Source organism: Streptomyces sedi (assembly GCF_006335015.1).
GTDB classification, from domain to species: Bacteria; Actinomycetota; Actinomycetes; order Streptomycetales; family Streptomycetaceae; genus Streptomyces; species Streptomyces sedi.
In genome coordinates this window covers 32,319-49,347 of sequence record NZ_VDGT01000012.1, presented here as the reverse complement: position 1 = coordinate 49,347, position 17,029 = coordinate 32,319, and the positions used below count along the sequence as shown (strand labels likewise).

Here is a 17,029-nt window from a genome sequence, read left to right as displayed (position 1 = left end):
GTCGTTCTCCTAGGCGAGGAAGTTCTTGAGTTCGAAGACGAGCTTGCGGATGTGGCCGGAGATCACCGGCGTGCCCAGCTCCTTGAGGTGCTGGCGGAACGTCGGGTTGACGCTGCCGCGCCCCGAGCTGTTGACGGAGCCGACCGGTATGAGGCGGGCGCCCGAGCGGTGCACCGCCCGGAAGTCGTCCATCAGCGCCGGGTTGTCGTAGAAGTCGGAGATCCACACCAGCACCGTGTTGTCCGGGTCGGCGATCTTCGGCCTGGCCAGCGCCATGGCGGCCGTGCCGTCGGTGCCGCCCCCGAGCCGGGTGCGCAGCAGCACCTCGAACGGGTCGTGCACCCAGGGCGTGAGGTCCAGCGCGCGGGTGTCGTAGGCGACGAGATGGACGTCGACCTTGGGCAGTCCGGCGAAGATCGACGCCAGGATGGTGCAGTTGACCATCGAGTCCACCATCGAGCCCGACTGGTCGACGACGACCACCAGCCGCGCCGGCGTCGTCCGGCGCGCCGTGTGCCGGTAGTAGAGCCGGTCGACGTAGAGCCGGCGCCGCTCGGGGTCGTAGTTGGTCAGGTTCTTCCAGACGGTGCGCTGGACGTCCAGGTTGCGGAAGACCCGCTTGGGCGGCACCGAGCGGTCGATGACGCCGGCGCTGGTCTTCTCCACCTGGGTGCGCAGCACCTCGGCCACCTCGTCGACGAAGCGTCGGATCAGTGCCTTGGCGCTGGCCAGCGCGGTGCCCGAGAGGTTGTCCTTGTCGTGGAGCAGCTGCTCGATCAGCGACATGCTCGGGGTGAGCGCCCGGGCGCGCGCCGGGTCGGCGAGCACCTCGCGCAGCCGCATCCGCTTGACCAGGTCGCCCTCCAGGGCCGACAGATAGCCGGACAGCTCGCCTCTCCCGCCCTCGTCGCCGTCCAGCGCCTGACGGCACCGGGCGGCGTCCCGCTGCCAGTCGTTGAACTGGGCGGCGGAGACCGGGCCCGTGCCGGTCGCGAACGTGTTGAGCAGCAGCTTGGTGGCCAGCGCCGCGCGGCGCACCGCGCGCTCGGGGTCCTCCTCCGCGCCGTCCGCCTCCCGCCCGCCGCTCAGGGCGGCGAACTCGTCGGCCAGCTCGGGGAACCGCTGCACCAGGTTGTCCACCGAGACGCCCGGGTCCAGCAGCGCGGCCGGCAGGCCCAGCTCCTCGGTGACGGCGACACCGGCGCTCTCCAGCGAGGGCTGCTCCTCGCCGTCGAAGAGGCGGGCGAGCAGCCGCCAGTACAGCACCTGCCGGCGGTTGCCCATGGCCCGCACGTGCGCCGGGTCGTCGGCCGGCCGTGCGCTCGTCTCGTGCTCGGTGTCGGTCATGCGCGCAGCAACCGTCCCGCGCGCTCGCGCAGCACCGCGACGGGATCGCCCCACTTCGCCTCGGACTTGGCGGCCTTCGGGTCGGTCGGCCCCTCCGCCCAGTCCCCGACGTGCACCTCGACCTCCTGCCGGCGCACGGTCGCCCGCACCCCCAGCGGTCGCAGGGTCCAGCCGTCGGCCTCCCAGCACAGCAGCCCCACGCAGGCGGTGGAGGCGCCCACCAGCTGCGGAGTCAGGGGGCCGGCGGCCGGCAGGTGCTCGACGTCCAGGCGCAGTTGGTGGCCGTCGAGCGTCAGCACGTCCTTCCTCACCCGGTACCCCTCCAGCCACACCGGCTCGGCGAGCTGCACCGGGTGGCGCCGCAGCGGCGGCAACGGCGCGGCGACCGCGCCCGCCAGCTGGGTGCGGGCGGTGACGAACGGGTCCGCCGGCTCGCCGAGCGTCACCGCTGACTCGTCCCACAGCAGCTCGCCGCCCTCCAGCGGGGACAGCCCGGTGACGCTCAGCGCCCGCCGCTCGGCCAACGCCCGCAGCAGCACGGGGAACCCGGTCAGCAGCCGCCACACCGTCGGCCCGGTCAGCGTCTCGACCTTGGCCGCGCCGACCGCGAACCGCACCAGCCGCGCCGGCCGGTCGCCGCCCTCCTCCAGCAGCGCGTGCACCACGAGCTGAACGGCGGTGGGATGCTCGTGCAGCTCGGTGCCCAACGGCAGCAGCCGGCCGCTCACCTCGGCCGCCGGCGCCTCCTCGGCGCGCAGGACACCCGGCTGGCACAGCAGCAGCGCCGCCGCCCACATGTCGGCCCAGCGCCGCACCGGCAGCCGCTCCCAGGTGGCCAGCGGCAGGCAGGCGCGCAGCTCGCCGGCGAGCCCGTCGAGCAGCACCGCGAGCCGCCGCGCCGCCGGCTCCGCCCACAGCGCCGTCAGCGCCTGGTCGACGCCCCGCAGCGAGTCGTCCGTGAGGCCGCGCCAGCCGACCAGCGCCAGCTCCCGCAGCCAGGAACGCGCGCCGTCCAGCAGCCGGTCCGGCGGCGGCTCGCCGCCGCCCGGCGCCGGCCACTCCTCGCGCCGACGCCCCACCGCCGCGTCCAGCGCCGCCAGTTGGGCGTCGTGCACCGCGCCGAGCAGCGCGGCGCGGGAGGCGGCCAGCGTCACCAGCCGCTCGTCGGAGACGGAACCGGCGACGACCTTCTCGGCGGCCTCGGTGGCCGCCGCGCCCAGCGGCGAGGCGGAGACCGCGGCGGCCAGCGCCGTCACCGCCGCGGCCTCCTCCGGGACGAGCCGGCCGAGCCCGCCGACCAGCGTGCGGTCGAAGCCGTCCACCGCCTCCAGCGCCTCGGGCACGCCGACCGGCTCGTTCGCCAGCAGCTCCGCGAGCTGAATGCCCAGCATCAGCGCACCGCCCCCGTCGCCGGGAACCACCGCAGCTCCGGCAGCGGCGCCGCGCTCTCCGGCACCTCCAGATAGGCGAGGTGCCGCAGGAAGCGGCTGAACACCTCGGCCGCGGGGCGGTCGGGGCTGATCCCGCCGCCGCGCAGCCGCGACGCCAGCTCGCCCTCCCCCGGCTCGGCCCGCAGGTAGCGGCCGACGCGCTCCTCCCCGTACTGGAGGACGGCCTCCTTCACCAGCGCGTCGACGTGCTTGCAGCCGCCCGGTCGCGCGCCCCCGCAGGGCCGGTTGTTGTTGGTGCCGCAGCTGACGTCGTGGCTGCCGGCCTCGACCGCCGACACATAGACCCGCGCGATGTCCGAGCCGCTGGACACCACCCCCTGCAACCTGCCGTCGGCCAGCTCGACGAACGGCACCTTCACCACCTTGCGGGGCCTGGCCCCCGGAACGACGCGCGCCGTCGCGCGCCGCTCCCAGCGGATCGTCTCCGCGTTCTCCACCATCGTCTCTCCCCTGACTGTGCGCCGGGGCCGGGCGTTTCCGCGCAGGCTCCCGCAGCCCTCACGGGCAGCCGGAACCAGAGGAACCCCCAGCCCAGAGGGCCGTTGCGACCCTCCGTGGCGATCTGGGGAACAGCATGGCCCACGCCACTGACAATCGCCGAACGGCCGGTCCCCGTCGGCCTCCGCCGCCGTCCGGGACATGGCCGCGGCAGGCTCCCCGCGCCAACTCCCCGACCCGGCGGCCCCGCTGCTCCCCCCTCACCGGGTCGCCGACGTCGCCTCCGCGCCGCTGACCGCCGACGCACCGTCCCCACGGGCGTGTGCGTCTCCACCGGCTCGGCACCGGCTCGTCACCGGCTTCCGCCCAGTGCGACTCCCGGCACTCCTCCGGCGCCAGCGCGCCGTGACGCGTCAACGCCCGTGCGCAACGGCGTCGTTCGGCCAGTGGACGGGCGGAGTACTCCGCCTCGCTCCGTGTCGTCTCCGCGCCCTCAGACGGGCGTTCCCCCACGCACCGGCCCCGCCGGGACGTCCTCCGTCGCGGTGTGCAGGACCAGGTCGTTGATCCCCGGTGTGCCCAGGGAGATCCGCAGGCCGTCCTCGCCCAGCAGGCGCGTCGTCAGGCCGTTGGCGCGCAGCCGCGCGGCCAGCTCGCGGGTGCGGGGGCCGGGCGGCAGCCAGACGAAGTTGGCCTGGCTGGGCGGGACCGGCCAGCCCGCCGCCCGCAGCCCGGCGACGAGCCTGTCCCGTTCGCAGCGGGCGCGCGCCACGCGGTCGGCCAGCTCCCGCTCGGCCCGCAGGGAGACCACCGCCGCCGCCTCGGCGAGCGCGGTCACGCCGAACGCGGGACGCAGCCTGGTCAGGGCGTCGACCATCGTCGGATGCGTCAGGGCGTAGCCGACCCGCAGCCCGGCGAGCCCGTGCGCCTTGGAGAACGTCCGAACGACGGTCAACCGCGGGTGCTGTGCGACGAGTTCCACGGAACGGGGCGCCGCCGGATCGTCGACGTACTCGACATACGCCTCGTCCAGCACGACGTGCACCCGCTCGGGGACCCGCTCAAGAAACGCGGCCAGCTGGTCGTGGGTGACGGTCGTGCCGGTCGGGTTGTTGGGTGAGCACACGAAAACCAGCCGCGTGCGCGGCGTGATCGCCGCCGCCATCGCCGGCAGGTCGAGGGCGGCCCGGCGCAGCGGCACGGTGACGGGGCGGGCGCCGTTGGCGCGGATCGCCAGCGGGTAGCCCTCGAAGGAGGGCCAGCCCGTCACGACCTCCTCGTCGGGCGCGGTGGTGAGCCGCACCAGCTGGTCCAGGAGCGGGGTCGCGCCAGGGCTGACGAACAACCGCTCGCGCGGCGCCGGCAGTCGGCGGGCCAACGCGTCGACCAGCGCGGAGTTTCCCAGGTCGGGATAGCGGTTGATCCGGCCGGCGGCCTCGGCGAGCGCGGCGCCGACGGCCGGCAGCGGCGGCTCCGGGTTCTCGTTGGAGGAGAGCTTGTGCGTGACGGCGAGCGAGGCGGGCTCGCCCGCGACATAGGCGGGAAGGGTCAGGAAGTGCTCGCGCACCGTGGGTGGTGGGGAAGGCACGGGGGCTCCCTCCGCTCGGCGCGCCCCGGCCCGCGTCGGGCGGTGAGGGGTCGGGGCGCGGCCTGGCGTGCTCAGGCGTAGTAGCTGAACTTCTTCGTCAGCGCGCGGACGGCCGGGTCGGGCCCGGTCACCCCGGTGGCGATGATCTCCAACTGGGCGGCCTCCGAAGCGGCCACCTCCGCGCGGTACTTCTCGAACTCGTTGCTCCAGCTCCGGCCGCGGTCGGAGAAGACGGCGTGGAGCAGCCCCTCCTCCCTGGCCGCGGCGGCGAGCTTCTCCACCTGGGCGGGCCGCCCGGTGAGCACGACGACGTTGTCGCGGATGGTGGCGTGCTCGTTGCCCGACTGGTCCTCCAGCCGCTCGGCGTCGTAGAGGGCGGGCCGCCGGGTCGCGAGATGGCCCATGATCACGGCCGTGGCGTTGGCGACGACGCCGGGCGGCAGGTGCTTGGCGAGGACGATGGCCGTGCGAAGTCCGGTGTCCTGCGGGGTCACTCGGGTTTCCTCTCGAAGACGATGAAGGCCATGGGCGTCCCGCGCGCGAGAACCTGGATCACGTCGAGCCCGTGGTGCTCGGCGACCAGCCTGTTGGTCACCGCGAGCGTGTCGGGACGGCCCTGGACGATATCGCGCACGGCCGTCGTGTTGGACGTCGCCGGGAGGACCTCGTCGAAGGACTTGTCGATCTGGTCGAGGAGCCGGAGCGTCGCCGGCTGGTGGCACAGCCTGCGGTAGGAGTCGGCCCTGCCGCCGTCGGAGGCCACCAGGACCATGTCGGGCAGTCGGCTGAGGAACGCGCCGACCGCGACCAGCTCCGGGTCGAAGAAGAACCCGCGCACCTCGGCATAGGCGCCGGGGACCAGCAACGCGTCCTCGCGCCCCTCCCTCACGCTGTCTGCGGCGAGTTCGAAGGAGGGATAGCCGGAGAGCCGCTCGGCCAGCCCGGCGAAGTACTCGGTGCCGACGGCGACGCTGCACGTCAGCCCGTCCGGCTCGTCGGCCAGTGTCGCGACCGACCGATATCGATAACGCGGCAGAAGCCTCGTGTGATAGGCCGCACGCACCGCTGTCTCGGTCATCGTTTCTCAGTTCTCCTGACGGTTTCGAGAGGAAAGACGACACGGGGGAGAGCGAAAGGCGGAACGAAAGGGGTCCCGTGCGCTCAGGGCGCCTCGCACGCGACCCTGATTCCCAGGGCAAGCAGCACGCCGCCGGTGACGCACTCCAGCCGGGTGCGCACCCGGGGCCGGGTCAGCCAGCCGTGCAGCAGCCCGACCAGCGAGGAGGTCAGCCGCCACCAGACCAGCGCCACCGCGACGAAGGCGAACGTGAGCACGAACGAGGTGCGCACGCGCGGCTCCTCGGGGCCGATGAACTGCGGGAGGAGGGTCAGGAAGAGGACGGCGATCTTCGGGTTCAGCAGGTCGTTGAGCACGCCCTGCCGGAAGGCGACGGCCCGGGTGAGCGGCGCCCGGACCGTACCGACCGAGGTCAACGGCTCGGCGGCCTCGGGGAACGAGCGCCGCCTCCGCCGCCGCCAGACACCCCACAGGGTGCCGGCGCCGAGCCACAGCAGATAGAGCGCGCCGGCCAGCTTCAGCCCCGCGTAGGCGGTCGCTGAGGCGGCGAACACGGCGGAGAGCCCGAGCGTCGAGACGGTGGCGTGCACCAGCAGCCCGCTGCACACCCCCAGCCCGGTCCACCACATGGCCGAACTGCCGCCCCGCAGGCTGTTACGCAGCCCGAGCGCGGTATCCGGACCGGGAATGATCGTCAGCACGATCACGACGAACAGAAACGGGATCAGTTGTTCCGGCAATGCCACAGCCCATTCGAATCACTGCGCCCCCCTTTGGGCTACCGCGGCGGACCGGCCCACACGTGCACGGGAACGAAAAGCACCCCACCCCGAGCCTCACGGCAGCCCACCCTTCTCCCCCAAACCGTAGAGGGCGCCGCATATCGCGACAATTACCCGAACGGGTGAAGCCTTTCCGCTCCACGGGGACGCGCCGAAAAGTCGAAGAAAGACAAAGAAAGGCGAAGGAAAGAGCGAGGGCCGGGCACACAATGCGGCGACGCCCCGCCACATCGCCTTCGTCCGCGCCGCGTTGGCGGGCGACGCGGTCAACGCCGGGAACGCCGGGGGACGCCGCGTCCGGAGGCCAGTGCCCCCAACGCGGCGTCCCCCGGCGGGCCTATGCCGCGCGGCCGTGGGCGACGCGGGAGCGGCGGGCCACGGAGTCGAGGGTGACGGCGAGGGCCAGGACGAGGCCGGTGATGATGAACCGGAAGGAGGAGTCCAGGTCCAGCAGCGTCAGCCCGTTGGAGATGGACTGGATCACCAGGATCCCGAGCAGCGCGGAGAACGCGCTCCCCCGGCCGCCGAAGAGGCTCGTGCCGCCGATGACAGCCGCCGCGATGGCGTTGAGGTTGACGTCCCCCGCCCCGGTGGCCTGGTTGGCGGCGGCGAGGCGGGCCGCCGCGATCATGCCGCCGAGGGCGGCCAGCGTCGAACACAGCACGAAGACCGAGGTGTAGACCCGGCGCACGTTGATGCCCGCGCGCCTGGCGGCCTCCGCGTTGCCCCCGACGGCGAAGACCGAACGCCCCCAGCCGGTCCTGGTCAGCGCGTAGTGCAGCACCAGCACGAGGGCCACGAAGCTGACGAAGAGCCAGCCGACCCCGCGCGCCCGGTTGAGGTACCAGACGGCGAAGCCGAGCCCGAGGAGCACGGCGGTGCTGCGGGCCACCAGCAGGGACGTGGAACGGGCCGAGAGCCCGGCGGCGCGGCGGGTCCTGGCCAGTCCGTAGCCGGTGGCGAAGAGCCAGCCCGCGGCCACCACCACCAGCACATAGGACAACCACTCGGGGAGGAAGGCGAGTTGGGCGAAGTGCACCAGGTCGGACTCGAAGGGCAGGTTGATCGCCCCGGTGTCGCCGAGCAGCCACAGCTGGATGCCGAGAAAGCTGAGCAGGCCGGCGAGGGTGGCGACGAAGCTGGGCACGCCGAGCCGGGTCACCATCTGCGCGTAGACCACGCCGACCAGCGCGCCCGCGCCGAGCGCGGCGGCCATGGACAGGAGCAACGGCCAGCCGTGGGTGACGAAGGTGACGGCGGTCAGCGCGGCCGAGAGCCCGCTGACGGAGCCGACCGACAGGTCGATCTGCCCGACGAGCAGCACACAGACCACGCCGAGCGCGATGATGCCGACGGAGGCGGACTCCATCAGCAGGTTGACCAGGTTGGCGCTGGAGAGGAAGACGGAGTTCAGCGACTGGAAGACGGTCCAGATGACGACCAGTCCGAGGACGATCGGCAGCGCCCCGAGGTCGCCGGAGCGCACGCGCTGCCAGAGCCCGCCGGCCACGGCCCTCCAGCCGTCGCCGCGTCGCAGTCGTTCGTCCAGCAGGTCGAGCGGGGCCGGCGTCTCGGCCGCCCTGACATCGGCCATCAGGCTTCTCCCTTCACGGAACGGGCGCGCCCCGCGCGGCGGGAGACCACGTTGTCGCTGGCGCCGATCATCGCGGCGACGATCTCCTCGGTGGGCGCCTCGGCGTCGAAGACGCCGTTGTTGCGGCCCAGGCGCAGCACCACGACGCGGTCGGCGACGGCCCGGACGTCCTCCATGTTGTGGCTGATCATGATCACGCCCAGACCGCGTTCCCTGAGGCGTTCGATCAGGTTCAGCACCTCGGCGGTCTGCGCCACCCCCAGCGCGGCCGTCGGTTCGTCGAGCACGATCACCCGGGGGTCGCCCAGCAGCGTGCGGGCGATCGCGACCGTCTGGCGCTGGCCGCCGGAGAGGGAGGCGACGGGCACCCGGACGGTGGGGATCTTCGCCGACAGCTGGCGCAGCAGCTCCCACGACCTGATCTCCATGGTGACCTCGTCCAGCCGGGCGCGGCGCAACTCGCGGCCGAGGAAGAGGTTCTGGACCACGTTGAGGTTCTCGCAGAGCGCCAGGTCCTGGAAGACGGTGGCGATGCCGAGGGCGTGCGCGTCGGCCGGGCTGGTGACGGTCACCTCGCGGTCGGCGAAGGTGAGGGTGCCGGCGTCCGGGCGGTGGACGCCGGCGAGCACCTTGACCAGCGTGGACTTGCCGGCGCCGTTGTCGCCGACGACCGCCACCACCTCGCCGGGTGCGACGTCGAGGTCCACCTCGGTGAGCGCGGCGACCGCGCCGAAGTTCTTGCTGACGCCGCGCAGCGACAGGATGGGCCGCCCTTCGGGGACCGCGGCCTGGTCCTTGACCGGGTCGTTCATCTCACCCCTCCCACTCGATGCCGGCCTCGGCGCAGGCGTCGGCGTACTCGGGGGTGCAGACGTCGGCCGCGTCGACCTGGTCGGACTCGGCCAGCACCTCGGGGAGGTTGTCCAGGGTGACGACGGTCGGCTCGAAGAGCTGGGCCGGGGTGTCGAAGAGTTCCAGCTCGCCCTCGGGGGTCTCGCCCTGGGCGAAGCGGTAGGAGACCTCGGCCGCGGCCTCGGCGACGATCTCGATGGGCTTGGAGATGGTGTTGTACTGCTGCCCGGCGACGATGCGTTGGGCGGCGGCCACCTCGAAGTCGTTGCCGGTGACCGGCGGGATCGGGACGCCGGCGGCCTGGAACGCGGCGATCGCGCCGCCCCCGGTGCCGTCGTTGGCGGCGACGACGCCCGCGATGTCGTCGTCGAAGCGGTTGATCTGGCCGGCGACCCAGTCCTGCGCGTCGGACGGCTGCCAGCCCGGGGTGTCGAACTCGGCGAGCAGTTCGTAGCCGCTGTCGTCGACCGCCTGGTGGATGCCCTGCTTGATCAGCCCGGCGGCGGCGTCCGTGGGCGAGCCGTTGACCTGGAGGATTCCGCCCTCGGCTCCGGTCTCGTCGAGATGGTCGACGAGGGACTGGCCGATGGACTCGCCGATCGCCTCGTTGTCGAAGGATATGTAGTAGTCGGCCGGGGTGCTGGATATCGGCCGGTCGTAGGCGATGACGGGGACGCCCTGGGAACGGGAGGCGTTGACGACGCTGGCGGCGGCGTCGGAGTCGACCGGGTCGATGACCAGCACGTCGGCGCCCTGCGCCAGCGCGGAGTTGGCCTGCTCCTGCTGGCGGGAGGCGTCGGCGTTGGCGTTCTGGTAGATGACCGAGCAGTCCGCGCACAGCTCCTCGATCTTCGCCTCGAAGAGCGGGGCGTCCCACAGTTCGTAGCGTGGCGAGGCGATGTCCGGCATGAGGAAGGCGATGGTGGCGCTGTCCCCGCCGCCTTCGCCGTCGGAGGTCTCCTCCTCCGAGGCGCAGGCGGACGCCGAGGCGGCGAGGGCGAGGGTCAGGGCGAGTGCGAGGGTGCGTCGGCTCACGGTGCTTTCCCTTCGGGCGGGTCAGGCTTGCAGGGGGCGGTTCAGCGACAGCAGGGCGGCCGGGTGGGCGGGGTCGTCGGGCAGCCGGATCTCGGTGACCGCGACGTTCTCCACCCGGGGGAAGAGCCGCCGGTAGTGGGCGTGGGGCAGTCCCAGCAGCGCGCACAGCCCCAGGCGGAGCGAGGTGCTGTGCGCGACGACCAGCACGGTGCGCCCGGGGTGGCGCGCGCCGATCGCGGTGAGCGCGGCGCTCACCCGGGCGGCGACCTCGTCCGGCGGTTCGGCGCCGGGGAACGGGTGGGCGACCGGGTCGGCGACGAACCGGCGCACGGTCTCGGGGTCGGCCTCGGCCCTGGTGCGTCCCTCCAGTTCGCCGAAGTCGGCCTCGCGCAGGCCGGGTTCGCGCAGCGGTTCGACGCCGAGCGCCTCGGCGGCGGGGGCCGCGGTGCGCACGGCGCGGCCCAACGGCGAGCTGACGACGGTGTCGACGCCGGCGGCGACGGCGCCGCGGGCGAGCGCCTCAGCCTGGCGCAGGCCGTTTTCGGTCAGGTCGGGGTCGGTGCGGGCGCCGGCGTAGCGGTTCTCGGCGTGCCAGACGGTCTCGGCGTGCCGGGCGAGCAGCAGCCGCGCGGGGGTCGGGGTGCTCATCGGGACTCCAGGACCTGGGGGTTGGCGCAGTGCAGCGGCGCGTCGCCGCGCAGCCAACGGCCGGCCTCGGCGGCGACCATGGTGGCGGCGCGGCGGGCGGTGGCGCGGCTCGCGCCGGCCAGATGCGGGCTGAGCACCGCGTTGGACGCCGAGCGCAGCGGGTGGTCGGCGGCCAGCGGCTCCTCGTCGAAGACGTCGAGCCCGGCGGCGAAGAGGTGGCCTTCGGCGAGCGCGGCGGTCAGCGCCTCGTAGTCGAGGAGGCCACCGCGCGCGCAGTTGACCAGCACGGAGCCGCGCGGCATGGCGGCCAGCGCGGCGGCGTCGATCAACCCGGCGGTCTCCTCGGTGAGTCGGGCGTGCAGCGAGACGACCGAGGAGGAGGCCAGCAGCTCGGGCAGCGAGACCAGCCGCGCGCCGGGCGGCAGCGTGGCCGGGTCGGTGTAGGGGTCGGCGACCAGCACCTCGGCGCCCAGCGCGTGCAGCGCCCTGGCGACGCGCGCGCCGACCGCGCCGCAGCCGACCAGGCCGACGACGGAGCCCGCGATCTCCAGCCCGGTGGCGTCGTAGGCGTAGAACCCGCTGTCCCAGCGACCGGCCCGCATGCTGTCCTGGGCGTGCGGGAGGCGGCGCATCGCGGCCAGCATCAGGGCGAGGGTGTGCTCGGCGGTGGACTCGGCGTTGCGGCCGGGGGCGAACGTGACGCGCACCCCGCGGGCGGTGGCGGCGGCGAGGTCGGCGTTGACGGGGCCGCCCCGGGAGACGGCGAACAGTTCGAGGTCGGGGCAGGCGTCCAGCACCCGTGCGGTCAGCGGCGCCATCTGGGTGAGGCAGACCCGCGCGCCGGCCAGCGCCTCGATCATCTCCTGCTCGCTCCCCGACGCCTCGTCGACCTCGGCGACGGGCCCGAACGGCACGTGCGGCCACGGGAGTTCGAGGGTGCGCACGTCCCAGGCAGAGGGGCCGCTCTGGGCGTGCAGTGCCTCGACGAGCAGGCTGTTGAGCACGAAGTCGTCGCCGGCGAGCAGGACGGGGACCGGTCGGCCTGCGGCCTCGTCGCGGGGGTGGCTCACGGTGGGTCCGTCTCCTTTCGGCCCGTCGGGGGGCGCGGTGGGTGGGGTGGTGGTCATCGGGGGCGTTCCTCGGCGAGGCGGGGGTCGAGCCAGCCGCGTGCGGCGATGGCTTCCAGAAAGGCGCGGTAGCCGGGGAGCAGGGACGCGGTGCGGGCGGGGTCGGGGGTCAGCGTGCGGCGGACGCGGACCAGTCGGCGGGCGGCGGCGCCGAGGTCGCCGCTGACGGAGCCGGCGGCCAACACGGCCATGCCCAGGGCGGGTTCGGGGTTCTCGGGGAGCCGGACGGGGAGGCCGAGCATGTCGCAGCGGAGCTGGTTCCACCAGTCGTTGCGCGCGGCGCCTCCGGTGAAGGCGACGGGCCCTTCGACGGCGCAGCCGGCGGCGGCCAGCAGCGCGAAGGAGAGCCGTTCGACGTGGGCGACGCCGGTGAGGACGGCGGCGAACGCGGTCCCCTGGTCCTCGCCCACGGCCAGCGGTCCTTCCCCGAGGAAGCCCTCCGCGTCGGGGGCGACGAACGGGAACCGTTCGCCCCGCCCCACCAGCGGATAGCAGACCGGAACGGTCTCGACGCGGGCGGCGGAGGCGGTCAGCGCGGCGAGCGCCGGCTGGTCGGCGTCGGGGAAGAGGTGGCGCACGGCGGCGGCGCCGGTGGAGGAGGCCCCGCCGGGCAGCCACAGGTCGCCCCGCGGGGCGCGATGGGAGTAGACGGCGCCGGTGGGGTCGGCTGGCAGTCGGGCCTGGACGCCCTTGAGCGCGAGGGTGGTACCGAGCACGGCGTTCCACTGGCCGATGTCCAGGGCGCCGGCGGAGAGTTGGGCGGCGCAGGAGTCGGTCATCCCGGCGACCACGGGGGTGCCGGCGGGCAGCCCCGTGGCGCGGGCGGCGGCCGGGTCGACGGTGCCGAGGACGGTGCCGGGGCGGACGACCTCGGGCAGCGCGGCGGGGTCGACGCGCAGCCGGCGCAGCGTCTTCTCCGGCCAGCGCAGGGCGAGCAGGTCGTAGCCGGTCTTCAGGGCGTGGCTGGTGTCGCTGGCCACGGGGTGGCCCACGAGGGCGGCGGTGACCACGTCCGGCTGGTGGGCGAGGCGCGCCTCGCCGTCGAGCAGGCCGAGGTCGCGCCACCACAGCAGCTTGGGCAGCGCCCAGGCCGGCTGCATCCGGTAGCCGAGGGCGGCCCAGAGGTCGGCGCCGGCCTCCTGGGCGGTGGCGGCGAGCGCGGCGGCGCGGGTGTCGTCGTACATGACGCCGGGGGTGCGCGGGGTGCCGTCGGGGTCGGTGAGCAGGACGGTGCCGGAGGTGGCGCAGACGGCGAGCGCGCCGACGGGGCGGCCGGCCAGCGCCTCGGTGACCTCGGCCAGCGTCTCGAAGGCCAGCCGCCGCCAGTCGGCCGGGTCCTGTTCGTGTCGGACGCCGTCCCGGTGGCTGGTCAACGGGCGGGTGGCGACGGCGAGTTGGTGGCCCGTGCCGTCGACGGCCAGGGCGCGGACGCTCTGGGTGCCGACGTCGACGCCGATCCATGCGGGCTCAGCCATGGTCCCGCCATCCCGCCCAGCGGGTGGCCGCCAGCGCTCTGGTGGCGAGGAACTCGGCGTGCTCCGCGTCGTGGAACGCCCTCATGTCCGGGTCGGGTTCGCACCGGGCGCTGGGCCGGACGAGGGCGCGGGCGGCGGCGGTCAGGTCGGGGTGGTCGCCGAGGGCGGTGCCGGCGAAGAGCAGCGCGCCCTTGGCGCCGACCTGGGTGTCCTCGGTGCGGACGGCCGGCACGCCGGTGATGTCGGCGATCAGCTGGCACCACAGGTCGCTGGCGGCGCCGCCGCCGCACAGGCCCAGTTCGACCGGGCGCCCGGGGGCGGCGTCCAGGCAGTCCCTGATGACGTGGGCGAGCCCCTCCAGCACGGCTCTGGCGAGGTGTTCGCGGCCGTGGGACAGGAGCGCGCCGGTGACCAGCCCGCTGGCGGCGGGGTCGAGGAACGGGGCGCGCTCCCCCGCCGGCGAGAGGTAGGGCAGCACCCGCAGCCCCTCGGCGCCGGGCGCCGCGCGGGCGGCGAGCGCGGTCAGCTCGGTGTGGTCGTGCAGGCCGAGCAGCGCGACGAGCCAGTCGAGTACGCCGGTGCCGGCGAGCGTGGGGAAGGCCCGCATCAGCCGGCCGGGGACGCCGAAGTCAAGGGTGAGGCCGCCGGGTTGGCCGTCGGTGTCGGGCGCGTCGACCAGCGTCTCGGTGCACAGGGTGGTGCCCAGCACGCAGGTCGCCCGGCCGGGTTCGGTGGTGCCGACGCCGAGGGCGGTGGAGACGATGTCGTAGGGGGCGAGGACGACGGGGGTGGTGGGCGGCAGGCCCAGTGCCTCGGCGGCCTCGCCGGTCAGCTCGGCGATCTGCCGTTCGCCGGTGAGCAACGGGGGCAGCAGCCGGCGGTGTTCGGTCAGCCCGTAGGCGTCGAGCAGGGTGTCCGTGTAGGCGCCGGCGCGGATGTCGAGCCAGGGGGCGGACGCCTCGGACGGCTCCAGTCCCAGGACGCCGGTCAGCCGGAGGAAGAGCCAGCCGCCACAGGTGAGCACGGAGTGCGCGGCGTCCAGCGTCTCGGGCTCCTCCTCGGCGAGGTGGCGCAGCACGGCGTTGGGCAGCCCGGCGTTGGTCAGCGAGGCGTTGACGCGGAACGCGCGTTCCAGCACGCCGTCCTCGGCCCAGCGGCGGACGATGTCGGCGGCGCGGCCGTCGTTCCACAGCACGGCGGGGCGGACCGGGCGGTGGTCGGGGCCGACCAGCCAGGCCCCGTCGCCCTGCGCGGTCAGCGCCAGGAACCGCACGGGCCGGCCGGCGCGGGCGACGGCCTCCCGGACGGTGGCGACGACCGCGTCCCAGACCTCGTCCATGTCCTGTTCGGCGCGGTTCCCGCGCGGATGGTGAACGGCGGTGTCGCGCCGGGTCACCACGCGTTCCCTTCCCTCGGAGTCGAAGACCACCGCCTTGATCACGGTGGTGCCGGCGTCCACGCACACAGCGACCGGTCCGTCCCATGTCACCGTCGGGTACCCCTTCCTGGTGATCGTCCTGGCCGAGCCCGAAGTGAGGCGTATTACAGGCAGGGCCTCCAAGATTTCGCAACTTTTCACATCGATCTTGATGGCACGTCATCGCCCGAATGATGAACGTCCAGGTGGGACGGCGTGGTGGGAGATCTACCCCGATGGGCCAACCGAATTAACTTCACATGACTTAGCAGTGAGGGGTTTCGCGGCGGGGAGTCAGCCGCGCACGACGTCGACGCGGGCGCCGCGCGCCCGCAGCCCCCGGACCGTCAGCGCGGGGGTGCCGTCGTCGACGACGACCCGGTCCAGGTCGGCTATGCCGACGAGCCGGTGCTGGGCGCGGCGTTCGAACTTGGTGTGGTCGATCATCGCGACCGTGCGCGCCGCCGAGGCCAGCAGCGCCCGGCGGGTGATCACCGTGCCGAGCGACTGGAGATAGCAGAAGCCGTCGGCGACCGCGGTGGTGGAGAGGAAGAGCACGTCGGGCCGCAGCTCCGAGGCGGCCTCGGCCGTGGCCCGCCCCAGGAACGAGTCGTAGGAGGCGTCGTAGCGCCCGCCCAGGCCGATCAGCTCGATCCCGGGCTGGGCGGCCAACGCCCGCACGACCGGCAGGAAGTGGGTGACCACGGTCAGCGGCGCGCGTGCGGGAAGGAGTCTGGCCAGCACCAGCGAGGTGGTGGAGTCGTCCAGGGCGACGACCTGCCCGGACTCGACCTCCGTGGCCAACACCTCATGCGCGATGGCCGACTTGGCCTCGACCTGGGCCTGCATCCGGTGTTCCAGGTCGCCGTGGAAGGTGGTGGTCGGCGCGCTGGTCGCCCCGCCGCGCACCTTGTGGAGGAAGCCGCGCCTCTCCAGCTCGTCCAGGTCGCGGTGGACGGTCATGATGCTGACGGCGAACTCCCTGGCCAACTCGTCCACCCGGACGAACCCGGCCTCCGCGACCCGCCGCCGCATCGCCACCCGCCGCAGCTCGGGGTTGCGACGGGCACCCTCGGCGGCGAAGGGATCGTTGACCACCTCCCCAGCATCGCACGCGGGCAGGAACGCACCGGCCGCCACCAGCCGTTGAACACCATGAGTGACACCGCCATGACTTACAGTGTCCGCCATGGTGTCGATCGGCACCGTTCGGACGGATTGTGAGGGGGCGTCATGCGCGCGGTGGTCATGGAGAGGTTCGGGGGCCCCGAGGTGCTGCGGGTCGTCCGGGTGCCCGAGCCCAGCCCCGGCCCCGAGGAGCTGCTGATCGACGTCGTCCGCGCGGGGGTGAACTGGACGGACGTGCACGCCCGCACCAACTCCTCGTGGGCCCCCGTGGAGTTGCCGCACGTCCCGGGCGCCGAGGTGGTCGGCAGGACGGCCGACGGGCGCCGGGTCGTCGGGCTCACCCTGGCCGGCGGCTACGCGGAACGGGCGGTGGTCGACCGGCGGATGGCCTGGGAGGTGCCGGAGGACATCGGCGACGACGAGGCGATGCCGCTGCCGCTCCAGGGCCAGGCGGCCTGGCATCTGCTCTTCACCGTGGCCAGGATCCGGCCGGGGCAGCGGGTGTTGGTGCCGGCGGCGGCCGGCGCGCTGGGCTCGATGGCGGTGCAGCTGGCGGCGGAGGCGGGCGCCCGCGTCGTCGCGCTGGGCAGCACCGAGGAGCGGCGCCAGCTGGCACTCGCCCTGGGGGCCGAGATCGCGGTGGACTCGGCGCCCGACGGCCTGGCCGAGCGGGTGCGCGAGACGGCGGGCGGCCCGGTGGAGGTGGCGCTGGAGATGACGGGCGGCGCCGTGCTGCACGAAACCATCGCCGCGCTGGCGCCGCGCGGCCGGCTGGTGATCTACGGCTGCGTGGGCGGGGCGCCGACGGACCTGCCGACGCGGGCGCTGATGGAGCGTTCGGTCACGGTCTCCACGTTCTGGCTGCCGCATCTGAGGGAGGCCGGCGCGGCCCTGCCGACCAGCATGGCCGCGCTCTACGACGCGATCCGCCGGGGCACCCTGCGCCCGATGAACGGCGGGGTCTACCCGCTGGGCGAGGCACCGGCAGCGCACCGGGCGCTGACGGCCCGCACCCACCTCGGCAAGTTGGCTCTCGATCCGTCGCGGTGACGCCCGACCCCTGTGGGGG

Annotated in this window: 16 protein-coding genes; 1 reads left to right on the top strand and 15 read right to left on the bottom strand. The window is 74.1% G+C overall.

Features of this window, described 5'->3' with window-relative positions:
• Positions 1-9 precede the first annotated feature (9 nt).
• The 15 genes from FH715_RS16890 to FH715_RS16825 all read right to left on the bottom strand — a co-directional run bounded on the left by FH715_RS16890 (position 10) and on the right by FH715_RS16825 (position 15,930).
• Positions 10-1,347: a VWA domain-containing protein gene (locus tag FH715_RS16890; RefSeq protein WP_139646127.1), complete on the bottom strand. Its 1,338-nt coding sequence runs from the start codon at positions 1,345-1,347 to the stop codon at positions 10-12.
• The gene (locus tag FH715_RS16885; RefSeq protein ID WP_139646126.1) at positions 1,344-2,738 is read right to left on the bottom strand and encodes a hypothetical protein; all 1,395 of its coding nucleotides are present in this window, start codon (positions 2,736-2,738) and stop codon (positions 1,344-1,346) included. Before FH715_RS16885 ends, FH715_RS16890 begins: the two co-directional genes overlap by 4 nt.
• A complete protein-coding gene (locus FH715_RS16880; protein WP_139646124.1) occupies positions 2,738-3,238 on the bottom strand; it encodes a hypothetical protein in 501 nt (166 codons plus the stop codon). Before FH715_RS16880 ends, FH715_RS16885 begins: the two co-directional genes overlap by 1 nt.
• 491 nt (positions 3,239-3,729) lie before the next feature.
• The gene (locus tag FH715_RS16875; RefSeq protein WP_139646122.1) at positions 3,730-4,824 is read right to left on the bottom strand and encodes a histidinol-phosphate transaminase; all 1,095 of its coding nucleotides are present in this window, start codon (positions 4,822-4,824) and stop codon (positions 3,730-3,732) included.
• Between the two features lie 71 nt (positions 4,825-4,895).
• Positions 4,896-5,318 (bottom strand): DUF2000 family protein, encoded by a 423-nt coding sequence (locus tag FH715_RS28285; RefSeq protein WP_170184751.1) that lies wholly within the window; start codon positions 5,316-5,318, stop codon positions 4,896-4,898.
• Complete coding sequence (locus tag FH715_RS28280) at positions 5,315-5,902, bottom strand: type 2 periplasmic-binding domain-containing protein (RefSeq protein WP_170184750.1); 588 nt, start codon at positions 5,900-5,902, stop codon at positions 5,315-5,317. Before FH715_RS28280 ends, FH715_RS28285 begins: the two co-directional genes overlap by 4 nt.
• A gap of 83 nt (positions 5,903-5,985) precedes the next feature.
• Positions 5,986-6,648, bottom strand: a complete 663-nt coding sequence (locus FH715_RS16865) for a LysE family translocator (RefSeq protein ID WP_211367687.1) — start codon at positions 6,646-6,648, stop codon at positions 5,986-5,988.
• Between the two features lie 373 nt (positions 6,649-7,021).
• Positions 7,022-8,278, bottom strand: coding sequence for a sugar ABC transporter permease (locus tag FH715_RS16860; RefSeq protein WP_139646119.1), 1,257 nt, complete (start codon positions 8,276-8,278; stop codon positions 7,022-7,024).
• Positions 8,278-9,090: an ATP-binding cassette domain-containing protein gene (locus FH715_RS16855; RefSeq protein ID WP_139646117.1), complete on the bottom strand. Its 813-nt coding sequence runs from the start codon at positions 9,088-9,090 to the stop codon at positions 8,278-8,280. Before FH715_RS16855 ends, FH715_RS16860 begins: the two co-directional genes overlap by 1 nt.
• A 1-nt stretch (position 9,091) precedes the next feature.
• Complete coding sequence (locus tag FH715_RS16850) at positions 9,092-10,165, bottom strand: ABC transporter substrate-binding protein (RefSeq protein ID WP_246108799.1); 1,074 nt, start codon at positions 10,163-10,165, stop codon at positions 9,092-9,094.
• A gap of 21 nt (positions 10,166-10,186) precedes the next feature.
• Positions 10,187-10,813, bottom strand: coding sequence for a histidine phosphatase family protein (locus FH715_RS16845; protein WP_139646115.1), 627 nt, complete (start codon positions 10,811-10,813; stop codon positions 10,187-10,189).
• Complete coding sequence (locus FH715_RS16840) at positions 10,810-11,883, bottom strand: 2-hydroxyacid dehydrogenase (RefSeq protein ID WP_246108798.1); 1,074 nt, start codon at positions 11,881-11,883, stop codon at positions 10,810-10,812. The genes FH715_RS16845 and FH715_RS16840 overlap by 4 nt, the downstream gene beginning before the upstream one ends.
• 53 nt (positions 11,884-11,936) lie before the next feature.
• On the bottom strand, positions 11,937-13,415 hold the full coding sequence (locus FH715_RS16835; protein WP_139646111.1) for an FGGY-family carbohydrate kinase: 1,479 nt from the start codon (positions 13,413-13,415) through the stop codon (positions 11,937-11,939).
• On the bottom strand, positions 13,408-14,874 hold the full coding sequence (locus FH715_RS16830; protein WP_246108797.1) for an FGGY-family carbohydrate kinase: 1,467 nt from the start codon (positions 14,872-14,874) through the stop codon (positions 13,408-13,410). The genes FH715_RS16835 and FH715_RS16830 overlap by 8 nt, the downstream gene beginning before the upstream one ends.
• Before the next feature lie 252 nt (positions 14,875-15,126).
• On the bottom strand, positions 15,127-15,930 hold the full coding sequence (locus FH715_RS16825) for a DeoR/GlpR family DNA-binding transcription regulator (protein ID WP_211367686.1): 804 nt from the start codon (positions 15,928-15,930) through the stop codon (positions 15,127-15,129).
• Positions 15,931-16,065: 135 nt separating this feature from the next.
• Between FH715_RS16825 and FH715_RS16820 the strand changes: the two genes are divergently transcribed.
• Positions 16,066-17,010: a quinone oxidoreductase family protein gene (locus FH715_RS16820; protein WP_139646107.1), complete on the top strand. Its 945-nt coding sequence runs from the start codon at positions 16,066-16,068 to the stop codon at positions 17,008-17,010.
• Positions 17,011-17,029: the final 19 nt, after the last annotated feature.